This is a genomic window from Paenibacillus sp. FSL R10-2778 (assembly GCF_038593035.1).
Classification (GTDB): Bacteria; Bacillota; Bacilli; order Paenibacillales; family Paenibacillaceae; genus Paenibacillus_AQ; species Paenibacillus_AQ odorifer.
This window is the reverse complement of record NZ_CP151956.1, coordinates 4,569,975-4,585,206: the sequence shown is the minus strand read 5'-3', so window position 1 is coordinate 4,585,206 and position 15,232 is coordinate 4,569,975. Positions and strand designations below refer to the sequence as shown.

General features: G+C 42.4%; 15 protein-coding genes. 12 read left to right on the top strand and 3 right to left on the bottom strand.

What is annotated here, in order from left to right:
• Positions 1 to 14: 14 nt before the first annotated feature.
• From NST40_RS20750 to NST40_RS20740, 3 genes are read left to right on the top strand one after another with little or no spacing between them, the layout of a single operon-like run.
• The gene (locus tag NST40_RS20750) at positions 15 to 707 is read left to right on the top strand and encodes a copper homeostasis protein CutC (protein ID WP_076219992.1); all 693 of its coding nucleotides are present in this window, start codon (positions 15 to 17) and stop codon (positions 705 to 707) included.
• Positions 708 to 735: 28 nt separating this feature from the next.
• Entirely contained in the window at positions 736 to 1,686 is a 951-nt protein-coding gene (locus NST40_RS20745) for an ROK family protein (protein WP_342409978.1), read from the top strand.
• 49 nt (positions 1,687 to 1,735) lie between these two features.
• Positions 1,736 to 3,013: an alpha-L-fucosidase gene (locus tag NST40_RS20740; RefSeq protein ID WP_076129888.1), complete on the top strand. Its 1,278-nt coding sequence runs from the start codon at positions 1,736 to 1,738 to the stop codon at positions 3,011 to 3,013.
• A 392-nt stretch (positions 3,014 to 3,405) separates the two neighbouring features.
• On the opposite strand, the gene NST40_RS20735 is transcribed toward NST40_RS20740, so the two are convergent.
• Together NST40_RS20735 and NST40_RS20730 are read right to left on the bottom strand one after the other, a co-directional pair.
• On the bottom strand, positions 3,406 to 4,401 hold the full coding sequence (locus NST40_RS20735; protein WP_076129887.1) for a hypothetical protein: 996 nt from the start codon (positions 4,399 to 4,401) through the stop codon (positions 3,406 to 3,408).
• Positions 4,388 to 4,735, bottom strand: a complete 348-nt coding sequence (locus tag NST40_RS20730; RefSeq protein ID WP_076129886.1) for a PadR family transcriptional regulator — start codon at positions 4,733 to 4,735, stop codon at positions 4,388 to 4,390. Before NST40_RS20730 ends, NST40_RS20735 begins: the two co-directional genes overlap by 14 nt.
• A 253-nt stretch (positions 4,736 to 4,988) precedes the next feature.
• Between NST40_RS20730 and NST40_RS20725 the strand changes: the two genes are divergently transcribed.
• From NST40_RS20725 to NST40_RS20690, 8 genes are all read left to right on the top strand, one after another.
• On the top strand, positions 4,989 to 5,186 hold the full coding sequence (locus tag NST40_RS20725; protein WP_342409977.1) for a hypothetical protein: 198 nt from the start codon (positions 4,989 to 4,991) through the stop codon (positions 5,184 to 5,186).
• A 109-nt stretch (positions 5,187 to 5,295) separates the two neighbouring features.
• Positions 5,296 to 5,991 carry a response regulator transcription factor gene (locus tag NST40_RS20720; protein WP_342409976.1) on the top strand — a complete coding sequence of 232 codons (696 nt, stop codon included), beginning with the start codon at positions 5,296 to 5,298 and terminating at the stop codon, positions 5,989 to 5,991.
• A 1-nt stretch (position 5,992) separates the two neighbouring features.
• Entirely contained in the window at positions 5,993 to 7,333 is a 1,341-nt protein-coding gene (locus NST40_RS20715; protein WP_076306959.1) for a HAMP domain-containing sensor histidine kinase, read from the top strand.
• A 98-nt stretch (positions 7,334 to 7,431) separates the two neighbouring features.
• Positions 7,432 to 8,145: a type II CAAX endopeptidase family protein gene (locus NST40_RS20710; protein ID WP_342409975.1), complete on the top strand. Its 714-nt coding sequence runs from the start codon at positions 7,432 to 7,434 to the stop codon at positions 8,143 to 8,145.
• An 80-nt stretch (positions 8,146 to 8,225) separates the two neighbouring features.
• The gene (locus tag NST40_RS20705; RefSeq protein ID WP_342409974.1) at positions 8,226 to 8,693 is read left to right on the top strand and encodes a MarR family transcriptional regulator; all 468 of its coding nucleotides are present in this window, start codon (positions 8,226 to 8,228) and stop codon (positions 8,691 to 8,693) included.
• Between the two features lie 87 nt (positions 8,694 to 8,780).
• Positions 8,781 to 9,752 carry a ring-cleaving dioxygenase gene (locus tag NST40_RS20700; RefSeq protein ID WP_342409973.1) on the top strand — a complete coding sequence of 324 codons (972 nt, stop codon included), beginning with the start codon at positions 8,781 to 8,783 and terminating at the stop codon, positions 9,750 to 9,752.
• Between the two features lie 26 nt (positions 9,753 to 9,778).
• On the top strand, positions 9,779 to 10,840 hold the full coding sequence (locus NST40_RS20695; RefSeq protein ID WP_217696585.1) for an LLM class flavin-dependent oxidoreductase: 1,062 nt from the start codon (positions 9,779 to 9,781) through the stop codon (positions 10,838 to 10,840).
• Between the two features lie 90 nt (positions 10,841 to 10,930).
• Positions 10,931 to 12,025: a winged helix DNA-binding domain-containing protein gene (locus NST40_RS20690; RefSeq protein WP_076276084.1), complete on the top strand. Its 1,095-nt coding sequence runs from the start codon at positions 10,931 to 10,933 to the stop codon at positions 12,023 to 12,025.
• Between the two features lie 417 nt (positions 12,026 to 12,442).
• Here the strand turns inward: NST40_RS20690 and NST40_RS20685 are convergent, their stop codons facing one another.
• Positions 12,443 to 14,368, bottom strand: coding sequence for an FAD-dependent oxidoreductase (locus tag NST40_RS20685; RefSeq protein ID WP_341003188.1), 1,926 nt, complete (start codon positions 14,366 to 14,368; stop codon positions 12,443 to 12,445).
• 181 nt (positions 14,369 to 14,549) lie between these two features.
• On the opposite strand from NST40_RS20685, the gene NST40_RS20680 reads away from it, so the two are divergent.
• A complete protein-coding gene (locus tag NST40_RS20680; protein ID WP_076276086.1) occupies positions 14,550 to 15,071 on the top strand; it encodes a PadR family transcriptional regulator in 522 nt (173 codons plus the stop codon).
• The last annotated feature ends 161 nt before the right edge of the window (positions 15,072 to 15,232 follow it).

Sequence of the window (15,232 nt, the reverse complement as noted above, 5' to 3'; positions counted from 1 at the left end):
AGTGGAGGAAAGTTATGAGATTGGAAGTCATCGCTACCTGTATGGACGATGCCCTTACAGCAGAAGCGAACGGGGCTGACCGCCTGGAGCTCATTACTGCGATTACGGAAGGCGGATTAACACCAGGGATAGGATTGGTGCAACAAGTTGCCAAATCGGTTAACATTCCTGCGTTTGTTATGGTTCGCCCGCACAGCCGTTCTTTTTGCTATTCAAAGTATGACATTTTGACCATGGCAGCAGAGATAAAGCAAATTGCAGCCAGCGGTGCGGCGGGGATTGTGCTTGGTGCGTTAACCCCGGAAGGGACTATCGACGAGCGAGCGCTTGAAACATTATTGCCGTTGACCGAGGGATTGCAAGTTACCTTCCACCGTGCTTTTGATGAGTTGAAGGATCAAATAGAAGGTTATCGAACGCTTTGTAAGTATCCGCAAATTACGCGTGTGCTCACTTCTGCCGGGCCAGGTCCGGCACCTGAAGCTATTCCTGCTATGCGGAAGCTAGTCGAGGAATCAAGGGGTAAATCGGTAAGTATACTGGCTGGAAGCGGTCTGAAGCCGGAAGGTATTACTTCATTTATACATCAGACTGGAGTAACAGAAGTACATTTTGGGTCGGCTGTACGTTATGACAAAGACGCTTTGTCGCCAATCGATCCAGCAGCCTTACGGGCGTTAGCGGAGAGTATTCATTCTAACGGCTAATAATAGATAGTGAAAAGGTGAATGGGTTATGCAGAAGGTTGAGAGCTACGTAGTTGGAATCGATTTAGGAGGCACAAAAATTGCCGCAGCATTGTTTGATTCAAAGGGGACCGTGTTGAAACGGGAATTGATGGAAACGGCTGGGGCACGTACCGCTAAAGAAGTGGTGCAGCGAATGATCGATATGATCCGCTCCGTATCCGAAGGGCGACCACTCACAGGAGTGGGTCTGGCTTCTCCCGGAGCTGTAAATAGCCAGGACGGGATCGTTATTCACGGCACCAATCTTCCGGAGTGGGATAATGTCCCACTGAAGCACTGGATGGAGTTGGAGCTAGGCGTTGAAGTAAAGGTAGTGAATGATGCGAACGCTGCGGCTTGGGGCGAGTATGTCCGAGGTGCTGGCAAAGGTGCAGACAACATGGTTTATGTTACCTTTAGCACAGGGATTGGAGCAGGTATCGTCATTGACGGCAAGCTGCTTCTTGGCAAAAATTCATTTGCTGGTGAACTAGGTCATAATATTATTGACCCGAACGGAACGGAATGCAGCTGTGGAAGATTCGGCTGCTGGGAAGTTTTCGCTTCGGGCACAGCGATTCGGGATATGGCGCTGCGAAGTATGGAGAGCAGCCCGTCGATGATTACGGAACTGGCTAATATAAATGGAGAAAAAATTACTTCGCGGCACGTATTTGAAGCCATGGCACTTAACGATCCCGTGGCCGTCGAGGTTATTGACCGGAGTATTCATTATATGGCACTAGGTCTAGCCAATGCAGTACATACGTTCAATCCTGATCGGATCGTGATCGGTGGAGGCGTGAGTAAGGCTGGAGATTTGTTATTCCCTGCACTGGTGGAAAAGACGGAGCTATTTGTCATGGATCCTTATAAGGGTACTTTTACAATTGAACCTGCCGCGCTCAAAGACGATGTAGGCCTAATTGGAGCAGCTGCATTATTTCATACCGCTTAGGTGGAGTGAATGATTGATCACAGCTTTCATTAACGGAGGAGTTGGAGAGATGGGTACAAGAGAAGAAAGAACGAAATGGTTCTTACAGGATAGGTTCGGGATGTTTATCCATTGGGGATTATATTCAATTCCTGCTAGAGGGGAATGGATACGCGGCAACGAGCGGATGAGTAGAGAGCATTACATGACGTATTTCGATGAATTTGACGCCTCTCGATATGACCCGAAGAAATGGGCAAGTGCAGCCAAAGCTGCGGGTCAGAAATATGCTGTGCTTACGACCAAACATCATGACGGGTTCTGTCTGTTCGATAGTAAGCTGACTGATTTCAAAGCGACTAATACGCCTGCTGGGCGTGATCTAGTGCGGGAATATGTAGACGCTTTCCGTGCTGAAGGGATTGCAGTAGGTCTATATTACTCTATCATAGACTGGCACCATGAGGATTATCCCGGTTATGGAGATAAGGCACATCCTGATCGGGATAACGAAGCGGTCAAAGATAAGCCGATTGATTTCGATAGATACTTGGAGTATATGCATGGGCAAGTAAAGGAACTGCTCACCAATTACGGTAAAATCGACATTATGTGGTTTGACTTCTCCTACGATAATATGACAGGGGAGAAGTGGAAGGCGACGGAGCTTATCCGGATGATTCGTTCCATACAACCTGATATTATTATCGACAATCGATTAGGTGGCAATATTCGTGCGGCAGAACCTGAGGAGTATGCTGGAGATTTCTTCTCCCCCGAGCAGATCATTCCGCCTGGCGGCATTGTTGACGTAAACGGGCAATCCATCCCTTGGGAAGCCTGCATTACCCTGAATGACAACTGGGGTTATCATTCCGAGGATAAGAATTATAAATCGACCAAGCAAGTCATCCGTACGATGGTCGAATGTATCAGTAAGAATGGTAACCTGCTCCTCAATGTTGGACCAGATGCCAAAGGTGAAATGACGCGGGAATCCCTGGTTATCCTTGACGAAGTTGGGGAGTGGATGCGCCTTAATGGAGATAGTATTTATGGATGCGGGAAGTCTTTGCTACCTAAGCCAGAGTGGGGACGTTATACGCAAAAGGGCAATAAATTGTATGCGCATGTCTACGACCGTGGAATTGGCCCGATCTATTTCCAAGGCTTGAAAGGGAAGATTAATAAGGCTAGATTACTACGTGATGGTACCGAGCTAAAGGTGGAGGTGCCGTGGATGGCTGAGGAATATTCGGATGTTGACGGTGGAGCTTTTATTACATTAAAAGGCGCGATGTTACCTGATGAGATGGATACGGTTATCGAGCTTGAACTATTTAATTAAATCAGAAGGAGTTGTCCCATATGCCCTGAATGGCTGCTGAGACAACTCCTTTTTTTCGTATTCTTCGCCAACATTTGCACATACGAAACACCTATCGGACACAGATGACTCTAAACCCAGAAATATCGCACTTTTGGGATGCCAACGGACTGCATAGTCGTTATTGGCTTGAAACACCCCCGATATGGAGCTGATTCTAGGGAATAGCGTCATTGGAGTCCGAAGCCCTGTTCCAAAGGCAGAAAATGTGCAAATAACGTCATCTGGGTCCGCAACTCTCAGAGGGGGGTGACAATGTTGAAGTTGTTGAAGCATTTGAAGCAGGCATTCAACGAGTCAGAAAACAAAGCGGCGATTCTCCAAATAACAGGAGAATCGCCGTTCTGTGAATACTAAAGGCGAGCCTTGCGGAAGCCCTCATATATATTGAGGACCGCGACTAAAATCAAGATTGCTATTCCTCCACCTACTAGTCCCGTTTCAAATTGGTTAGCTGTAGTGTTTAATAAATTAGACATGTAATTAATAAATTCTTGGTTAAATACACTCGGATTTATAAGGATAACAGCGAATACAATAAGTACAATGAGCTCAAGGACCGTATTACATAATGCTAATTCTCTAGTCCATTGTCTCTTGATTAATTTATATATAGTTAACGCGACTTCTAATCCGATCACAATAAGAATAATAGGCCAATAATCAAGTAATACATGCTGATTAAAAGCTGGGGCCACGAAGTTAAGTGCGCCTTCACCGCCTCTATAGACTCTGATCAGGTGTTCAGCATTAAAATAAACAGTAGCCCAAATGGCAGTCCACAGTAAACTTCCGAACACTTCGAAGCTTGTAATTGCTTTTTTCTTATGGACAAGCGCGATATCCTTCAAATCATCAGGAGTCCATTTCCTTAATTTTGTAGTAAGAGGATGACCTTCCTTTCCTTTATCCGCCCGTTCGATAATAGCGAACACAACAGTTATCCAGAAAAAGACTTGGATGCCTACTTCAAGGAAGGTTCCAATTCCTGTACTTATAACTGCAGTAACAATATCCGCAACTGTTTTATCGCCGCTGTAGCCAATCAAGTAATCAGCAACCAGAGCGATTAAAGAAACAACTACAGCGATGGGTATAATCATTTTTAATAACGTAACATATAAATCGAAATAGCGTGGGCCGATGAGATACATGGGCTGATCGCGGTACTCACTAGCTAAAATAGCTGGATTGCCCAATTTTGCAAGGACGGCTTTTACCTCTTTTTCGTCATAATCATCCGGTAACATATCCTCGATGGTTGAGCGTAATTCTAATGCGATGTCTTCCCGATTTTGTTCTGGTAACCTCCGAGTAACTTCATGAATGTAAATCTCAATCAGCTTCATGGTCATCCTCCCCTTGTAATAGGCCGTAGAGTTCTTTCGAATTCTTAAGCCATTCTTCCTTTAGCTGTAAAAAAATCTCTACGCCATAGTCACTTAGAACATAATACTTACGGGGTCTGCTCTCGGATGTGTCCCAGCTGCTCGTCACTAATTCCTGTTTCTCTAATCGGCGAAGTAATGGATATAGGGTGCTTTGATCGATGATGATGCTGGATTCCTCCAACAATTGAACGAGCGAATATCCATACTGGGGCGTTCGTAATTGACTTAAAACGGCTAGCGTTAACGTACCTCTTCTAAGCTCTGTGATTAAAGAATTTAATAAAGTACTCATTCACCCACCTCATTATTTAAAATATAAGGATTTATAATCTCTTATAAATTGTTCTTATATTTTTGGTTTAAACGCTTGCTGTCCTTAAGAGGATGTCGAAGTCGTTTATACTTACTATGTGTCATACAGTATTTGATCTATACTATGCATCATACACTATTATTGTTCCAACATCAATTGAATAAAATAATTTTCTGAGAAATAAATAGGAAAACTTTTCTATTTTGTGAAGCAGTTTAATTAAAAGGAGGTCGTGATTTTTAGTGACATCCCGAATGCTTCTACATGGGAGGTAGTTGAACCGGTTCATAAGGGCAGAGAGTTATTGTTGAGAACGGCGGAGATTTCCCATTATGATCAGAAAAAACGGGAGTATGATCATTACGAAGTCGAGGAACTTGGAATTATTGATTTTAATAGATTTGATTATGGTGATCCATGGGTATTTTAATCATGATGTTCCAGATGTATTCTTTAGGCTTTATATACCGAAGTGGTATTGGCAAGTTATACTGAGTGAAAAGACTCAGCTATTTGAGAATAGTTAGGGGAATTAAGCGATGAATATACTGATTGCTGAAGATGAAGCTGATATAAGAAAACTAGTGAAAATACATTTAGAAGATCGATCCTATCGAGTATTCGAAGCCAAGGATGGCATTGAGGCTTTAGAGGTTGTTAATCAACATGAAATAAATCTTGCCATTCTGGATATTGTAATGCCCAGGCTTGATGGGCTTAATCTGCTGCGACGGATAAGAGAGAAAAGCCATATTCCGGTTATCTTGTTAACTGCCCGCGGTGAAGAAATTGATAAGATAGTGGGCTTAGGCCTTGGAGCAGACGATTATATGGTGAAGCCATTTAGTGCTTCAGAGCTTGTGGCTAGGGTTGAGGCGCAGCTGAGACGAAGAAATGTATACGATCTTAGCCAATCGATAACTGAAGAAACAATCCAACATAGAGAATTGAAGCTGAATTTAAAGGAATGTATGTTGTACATAAATGAAAGTCCAGTTCTTCTAAATGCCAAGGAATATAAGGTGTTACAATGTCTGATGCAGAGTCCTAATCAAATTTTTACGCCCAAAAAGTTATATGCAGCGGCGTGGGAAGAAGATTTCTATAGTGATAATAATACGATTATGGTTACCATCAGCCGTCTAAGGAATAAGATCGAACGGGACCCACACCATCCCGAATATATCGTTACAGTGCGTGGACTAGGTTACAAATTCTACAACCCAGGTAAATAAGATGAGAAAACAAAATATATCCTATCAATTGTTAAAAAACTATATCGCGATCTTTCTTATAACAACGGTTATAACGATATTGGTGATTGTTGCTTTGTTTTGCATGAACAGGCTGGGATCTAAGGACATTATTTATAATCAGTTAACGGCTGCTAAGCTTATGCAAAATGACTATCAAAGAATTGACACTAGTGTTGTTAATGATGTCGGGGGCAGTTTACAGGTTGTGAATTCCAATTACGAAGTCATACATTCCATTGGCAACAATCCATTTACGTCCAAGCAGATTAGTGTCAAAGAATTTACGGATTTTCTAATGAATACTGGCGCTAACAAAGATATGATCACTGTTGAATATAATGAGCAGGAACAATTTTGGCTGATCGTCTCTTTACCTATACAAGTGAAAATGACAGGCAGTTTCCATTGGAATTCAGATTCACCTATGCAGGATCATACCCTTCAAATGCTTGGGTTTATTGGGTTAGGTTATTTGTTGATTCTGATTCTAAGCACGATGATTTATGCGAGAATTACGGCGGTTAGTTTCATTAAACCCTTAGACCAGTTGTCCGCTGCTGTTGAAAAAATTAAGAATGGGGATTATTCAGCAAGAGTGCAGGTAGGCGGGAATCGGGAGTTTAGTCAACTGGAGCAGGCTTTTAATCATATGGCAGAAGTGATTCAGATCCAGACCTCGTTAAAAGAACAGAGTGAAAACAATCGAAAAAATCTAATATTGGATATATCCCATGATTTAAAAAATCCATTAACAAGTATTATGGGTTACGCAGAGCTTGAACTAAAAGAACAGGTGAGCGGTCGGATAGAACATTTGGAATTTGCCAAAATAATATACGAAAATAGTATCCGTGCCAATGTATTGATTCAGGATTTGTTTGAATTATCGAGAATGGAAAGTCCCGAATTCCGCTTGGATGTTACAACAGATGATTTCTCAGAATATTTGAGAGAAGAAATGATACATATGTTGCCCGAGCTTGAGGCTGCGGGTCTGATCCCTGATTTTGTAATCGAGCCAGAAGAAATAATTCTACAGTTTGATAAAAAAAGAATGAATCGAGTATTCTCAAACCTGCTTTATAATGCCATCGCTTATCAGGAGCAAGGTTCTACGTTTCAAGCTGTGCTGGAAAAGGTGAATGATGGAGCCAAGCTTACTTTTATTAATTACGGCCAACCATCAGCCTTGAACCCGGCAGGTTCTGGATTAGGGTTACTCATTGTTCAAAAAATAATAGCTGCTCATGGAGGGACTGTTCAGCTGAATACGCAAGATAACCAGTTTGAAATTATAATTGAGCTGAACCGGCAAATTTAAGGTCTATGTAAGATTACATTAAGTCGTATGAAATTTCCCAATGCTAAAATGGTTGATATTCAGTCTATTAACAATTTTACTTGGGGGAACAGATTATAATGATTGATGAAAAATTAAGTAAAAGGCAATTGATCTTGGGCGTTATATTAGCAGTAATGTACTTTTTAGGATTGTTCTCCATTCTCTTGATCAGGCCGGTTATGGGAATTCTTAACCATGTTTTTATTTGGCAGCCAGAACAACAAAATCGAATGGCCTTAATGTTGAATAGTCTGATCTACATAGGAGTGATTATAGGTTTTAGGAGATTCTATAAACAAGCTATTCATGATTTCAGACAATACTGGGTCCGTAATATGTTATGGATGGTTTGGGGACTTTGTTTGATTATTATCATCGGAAGTATGTTGATTCCCACACTAATTTTCATTTTTCATCCTATTACAAAGTCTGTAAATGAGGTGGATTTACGGGCAATGTTGTCCTCGTATCCATTTATTTTTACAGTGAACGTGGTATGGATTGGCCCCGTGATTGAAGAATTAGTATATCGGGTTACCATTTATAGAACGATCCGCAGGAAAAGTCGTCTTCTGGCTTATCTGATATCCTCCTTTTTATTTGGCTTCCAGCATGTCTATAGAGCCGTGGTGTTCCAGAGCAACTATAACGAAATGTGGAATGTCTTTTCCTATATGGCTGCTGGATTAATCTTTGCCTACCTATATGAGAAAAGAAAAAATATATTAGTGCCTATAGGCGCGCACATGTTTAGTAATGGTTTATCTGTACTTCTCTATTTCTTAAGTTAATACGAAATTTGACTTCATATCAGATTACTAGTAAACTGATAATCAAATAGATCCAATTCCAAAGCAATGGATGTGGCATAATGCGAGACAATGGATTCACTGAAGACAACAAACTAAGCTTATTGATCTGGCTGCGGCTGGTAAGAGTTTATGACAATAGTAATGATCTTTCCAATGAGTTCTTGAAGCAGTTTGATTTAACGGTTAGCCAGTTTGATGCGTTAGTACAAATACTATTACATCAGCCTGTGACACAGATGGAAATGGCCGAGCATTTAACCATTACTAAAGGTGGAGTATCACATATGCTTGGCAGATTAGAAAAAGAAGGATGGATTGAGCGTAAGCAGGATTGGAAGGTGAAGTATATTTCTTTAACTGAAAAGGGACAGGCGCTTATCGAGAAGGTTCTTCCTTTGCAATCGGATTTCCAAGCTTCGTTATTCGATCCACTGACGGACGACGAGAAGAAAGTATTTTACAGCATGTTTAAGAAGATTCACCGCCATAGCCTGAATGAGAATCGAATTCCACGAGGAGTTCAGTAGTATTGTAAAAGCTTTATGCTGAATAAAGCTTCCTTTTTTCAGCATCAGTTTACTAGTAAACCATAATCATATTAGGAGGAAATTAAAATGAGCCAACCACAAATAACCGGACAACATCATGTATCAATGATTACTAAAGACGCTAAACAAAACCTATGGTTTTATACAGAAGTACTGGGACTAAGACTTGTCAAAAAAACCGTAAATCAGGACGATCCAACCATGTACCATTTATTCTATGGCAACTCTAATGGCGCTCCAGGCACCGAGGTATCCTTTTTTGAAATGCCAAATGCAGGCCAGACCCGGAAAGGAACGAACAGTATTTCTGCAATCTCTCTTCTCGTTCCTAGCGATGAGGCTTTAGTATATTGGGCTAGAAGATTAGATACATTTGAAGTTGCTCATGAAGCTATCGTAAGTATAGAGGAGCGCAATTCGCTTACTTTTCAGGATAGTGATGAATTAACGGTTCATCTGGTTTCCGCAGAAAAAGATAATGTGACTCAGCTGGTAGAACCTTGGATTACTGATGATATTCCACCACAATATGCCATTGTTGGATTGGGACCCGTTGAATTGACTGTCCGTGAGGCTAGCCGTACAAAGGCTGTTTTGGAGGATATTTTAGGCTATACACAAGTTCGTAGAGTGCCATCCATGGGTGATCCGAAAGTTATGGTGGATATTTATGAAACAGCTAAAGGCGGCTTGTACACTGAACTTCAGCTCAAAGAAGTTAATGATCAAGACCGGGAAAGACCGGGAAGAGGGAGTGTCCATCATGTGGCTATAAGAGTGAAGGATCTGGAAGAATTAACCGCATGGGCTGCTAAAATCACAGCTTCAGGGTTCAAGAACACAGGGGTCATTGATCGTTATTACTTCCATTCCTTGTATTTCCGTGATCCGAACCATATTCTTTTCGAGCTTGCTACAGATGGTCCAGGGTTTGAGATTGATGAATCTTTTGACACATTGGGCGAGAATTTGACCTTGCCTTCTTTTCTGGAAGAACGCCGGGAAGAGATTGCATCGAAGCTTCATCCTATCCAATAATACAGCTAAGAAAGTAGGACATCATCATGATGGAACAATATAGAATCGACGAGAATAAGGGTTTAGAAATAGGTTTATATACTTTAGGTGATCATGTTGCAGATGCCTTAACAGGTAAACCAATCAGTGAACGACAACGGATTCAAGAGATCATTGCTGCCGCCAAATTAGCAGAGGATGCTGGATTAGATGTATTTGGAGTGGGGGAGAGTCATCAGGCGAAATTTATTACTTCAGCAGCATCGGTCGTACTTGGAGCTATAGCAAACGCAACGGAACGAATCAAACTCATCAGTTCAGCGACTGTATTGAGCACAGCGGATCCTGTACGTGTACATGAAGAATTTTCGACATTGGATTTGTTATCCGGAGGCAGAGCAGAGATTGTTGCTGGACGTGGATCACGATTAGGAGCTTATGAACTGTTCGGATATGACGTGAGGGATTATGAAGAATTGTTCGAAGAGAAGATTGAATTGCTTATGAAAATAAATAACGAAAAAAGAATTACCTGGGAAGGGCAATTCCGTCCTGCTCTGAATGATATGGAGATTTTTCCGAAGCCTCTGAATGGTAAACTGCCTATCTGGCGAGCGGTTGGTGGACCTCCGGCAAGTGCAGTTAAGGCAGGAAGAATGGGCATCCCGATGATGCTGGCTGTTCTAGGTGGACCTGCTTCAGCGTTCAAGACCTCTGTGAATATGTATCGTCAGGTTGCCGCACAATCAGGTTTTAATCCGGCAGAGCTGCCGGTGGGTACAACCACCCTTTTATATATCGATAAAGATTCACAGCAAGCATTCCGTAACTATTACCCATATTTAAATCACATGATGAAAGAGCTTCGTGGATCAGCGTACCCTAAAGACCAATTTGCTGAAGCCATGAGTGTGAGAAATGCGCTGCTCGTAGGCAGCCCACAACAGGTTATTGAAAAAATCCTTTATCAACATGAGCTGTACGGACACAATCGTTTTCTGGCTCAGATTGATATTGGTGGTTTACCTTATGCTCAGGTTGAGCAAATCATTGATTTGTTGGGATCGGTAGTCGCACCAGCCGTAAGACGGGCCACAGCTAAGAAATAAGAAAAACTATGAGATTGGAAAAAATTATATTAAAATTATTCCAATAAGGTTAAACGATGGTTTGAGAAGGATCACTTAAGGAGGCAAAGTGTGACGAATAAAATGATAGCTGCGCAACGTTTATACAACCAGAAGATCGTTGATTCCAAGCTAATCAAGCCCGAACAGGTCGTTAAAGAATTAGGGGCAGTACAGGCGCAGGATTACATGCAGGCGATGTGGGCGATCGGGTTACGTACTCCATCTTCGAGTTTAGCTGATATAGAGCGTGCTATCGCTGATCGTAAGATGATTCTGAATTGGACGCTGCGAGGTACGCTTCATTTTGTCCCACCGGAAGATGTAAAGTGGATGCATCAGCTATCTGTGCCGCGTTTAGCAGGACAAACAAAGCGGCGGAATGCAGAGCTTGGGCTAGATGATCAGACACTAGAACGTTGTAGACATATTATAGTTAATGCTTTACAAGGTGGAAAGCAGATAGATCGTGCACTTCTACTTCAACTTATAGAAGAAGAAGGTATTCACACAGGGAACCAGCGTGGTTATCATATGTTGTGGAATGTTGCGTACCAAGGGTTGATTTGTTTCGGACCGATGAATGGTAAGCAGCAAACGATTGTTTTGTTAGAGGAATGGGTGCCACAGTTTCGAGAACTTTCTTACGATGAGTCATTGTATGAACTCGCTCGGAGATATTTCACCGGACATGGTTTAGCAACTGTTCAAGATTTTGCTTGGTGGGCAGGCATCACCCTTACCGATGCTAGAAGAGGTCTGGAAGCGGCCAAAAGTCAACTGCAATCAGAGGTTATTGATGGCAGTGAGTATTGGATGTCTGCTCATCGGCTAGAGCCAGCTGCTGAGGACTCGGGCGTTCATCTGCTTCCGGGTTTTGATGAGTACATTCTGGGTTATAAAGACCGAAGTGCCGTTCTAGAGCCCGACGTTGCTCCTTTAATAGTTCCGGGGAATAATGGTGTTTTTCTTCCGACGATTGTTGTGGAGGGTCAGGTGGTGGGTACATGGAAAAGAACCCTAAAGACCAAGGGGATTGAGATTATGATCCATCCTTTTGCCGATCTGGGCGATACGGAAAAGTTGGTACTTAAAGAAGCTGAGCGATATGCCGCATTTATTGGGCTGCCAGTACTCAAAATGAATGTGAGTGGTTCATTGAGATGAGTATTTCACTATTCTCACCAATCTCATCATTCTGATCATTCTCACTATTCTCACCATTTTCATCTTTCTTACCATTCTTTTGTGTGCTTCTTTCTCGCTAACGGACACCGTTGCGCTTATTAGCACCTAAATGCTAATTTGCTGAGTTTTTCGGACTCCAATGCAGTTATTCCCGTCGCAGCACCTCTTTTGACCCCTATTTTTGCGGAATAGCGGCATCTGGGTCCGATAGATTCGTAAAAAGGCTATTTTTAGCTCAATAGCGTCTCCTGAGTCCGAACGGCATAATGGGTGAGGGGTGAGGGGTTAAATGGATACCGATTACCGAATAGCCGCTCACGAATGCACTCTGAGTAAAAAATAACCCGGCAGGGCGGACCTGCCGGGTTATTTTGATGAAGCATATAGTTAGCTTAATTAGATTCGTCTAGCTAATTCAGCGCCTTCCCAAATCGCATTCAGCGCTCTACGCGCTTGCACCGCATCGCCAATTACATGATAAGGGATGGAGCTTTCCTCCAAGAAATCCTGAAGGATTTGTTTGTTGAGGGCGCGTGAACCTACAGCAATTATTACATAATCAGCAGGTAGGCTGTGACGTTCGCCGTCTTTTTCAACAATTACGCTATCCCCTTGAATCGCCATACATTTGCTGTTGGTCATTAATTCAACGCCATGTCCATATAGACTTTCCATGACACAGATTTTCCGCAGAAGCCCTAGATCATTAGCAACATCAGCTTGCATTTCAACTACAGTGATTTGATGTCCGCGCTCTACAAGCAGTTCTGCGACCTCAAGCCCCACTAAACCACCGCCGATAATAACGACTCTTCCTTCTGGATGAACCGTTCCCCATAACACATCATGTGAATTGACCACATGTGAACTGTCGATGCCTTCCACAGGCGGAATAATAGGAGAAGATCCGATTGCAAGAATGACCTCATCTGGCGCAATTTCTTGGATTAATTCAGGTGTAACCTCTGTATTCATTCGAATGTCTACACCTTCACGTTTAGCGGTTTCTCCCATATTCAGAGCGGCTGCAGCCATTTCCTCTTTACGTGGTGCGGCACCGGCAATATAAAGCTGTCCGCCCAGAATGTCATTTTTTTCGCATAATATTGGATGATGCCCACGTCGTTTCAGGGTGACAGCTGCTTCTAATCCGCCAGGGCCACCACCAGCAATAAGTACTTTTTTGGGGATACCCGTTTGCTGCAATTCATATTCACTTTCACGGCCGGTTGCAGGATTAAACACACAGCTGATAAATGGAACATTAGGATTCACGAATCCATCGAAGCAGCCTTGGTCGCACCCCACACATTTAACGATCGTGTCTGCACGTCCGGCTAAAGCTTTATTGCAGAATTCCGGATCTGCCAGCTGCGCACGCCCAATGGCTACAAAATCAGCCAAACCCTCCGCAATAATCCGGTCTGCAATTGCTGGATCATTAATACGGCCTACGGCAATAACAGGGATGTTAACCACAGATTTAATTTGTGCTGCGTTATCTACATTGAAGCCTACAGGTAAATCGATCGGCGGTACTTCATATTTAATTGCAGCGCCAGCAGGGACCCCACGAGATACATTAATAGCATCAATTCCAGCTTCTTCAGCGAGCTTTGAGAAGAGCTTCATATCTTCCAGTGTAAGTCCGCCCGGTAGATCCTCAATCGCAGAGATTCTCATCAAGATAGGGAACCCAGGTCCAACCGCTTTCCGGATAGCCCGGATACAAGACAGCGGGAAGCGGCAGCGATTCTCCCAAGAACCGCCGTACTCATCCTGACGAAAATTCATTGCAGGACTTAGAAATTGTTGGGGCAAATAACCATGGCCGGCATGGAATTCCACACTGTCAAATCCGGCTTTCTTCGCACGTAATGCTGTATCTGCGTAAGCTTGAACCATCTCACCGACTTCATGATGCGCTAGTTCACGTGGTATATGAGTCACGCCTTCAAACGGAACAGGTGAAGAGGAGACCTGAATTAGGTTGGGAGTTACTTTACCTCCATGCCATAACTGTAGACAGCTTTTGCCTCCTGCCTCTCGAATAGCTAATGCTAATTGAGCCATACCTGGAATGAATTTATCATCATAAAGGGCAGGAGCATCATCGGAGGCCGCTGTTGGGTGAATAGTTGTTACTTCTACAGTATTTAAGCCGTTGCCGCCTTTAGCTCGTGCTACATGGTAATCAATCAGACGATCACTGACGTATCCACCCGGCGCGTTCATTTTCGTGCCCATCGCTGGTAAAATGACCCGGTTCTTAAGCTCCATATTTCCGATTGTGCCCTTGCTAAATAGATGTGTGAATTCCATACGATAACTTCCTCTCTACATATAGGTTAAAAATAAATAGGTTATTTTAACCTATATTAGCGAAAGAGCAGGGCGAAAGTATGTGCAAAAAATCACGAGTGATTTGGCAGGAATGTAGTAATTGAGGTAATATAAGAAAATGATGAACCGGATACGTATTCCGGAAGCCCGGAGGATGATTATGGATATTGAAGTTTTGATTCTGGCCCAATTAATGAAAGGGGCCAAACATGGTTATGAAATTAAAAAAAACATTATTTTTGTAATGGGCAATGATAAAATCGTAAACAATAACTCGCTTTATCCAAAGCTGAAATTATTTGAAAAGCGAAAATGGGTAATCAAAAAAACGGAAATTCAGGAACGCCGGCCTAAACGTTATGTATATTCTATAACTACTGAGGGTGAGGAGCGGTTTAACACCTGCTTAACAGAATTTACGCTGGAGACTATTCGAATTGATAATGAATGGTCTATTCGTCTTGCTTATTATGAGCTTTTGGATCGTGAGACACGTAGAAGATTGCTTGATTACAGAGAGACTTATATGAACGAAAAGCTGGACCATTTACAGCAGTTATCCAAAGTAGTTGGCAATAGTGAGGATATGGATTACTCTGAGGAGCTCTATTTTTACACCCGAAGTATGGTTTTACGAGAGATCGAGTTAATTAAGGAGCTGTCACGTAAATTAGAAACATAAGGAAACCGTTGGATTAGCTATAAAAATAGAATTTTATAAACACACCTCGCTGTAATCGTTAATTAACGGTATATTTGTAAAATCGATTCATAGTTTAGCTTTAGGTTTTCCGCTTGTGATTGGTATCATCATCTTTATTTTGGGTTTGATCATATTGGGAA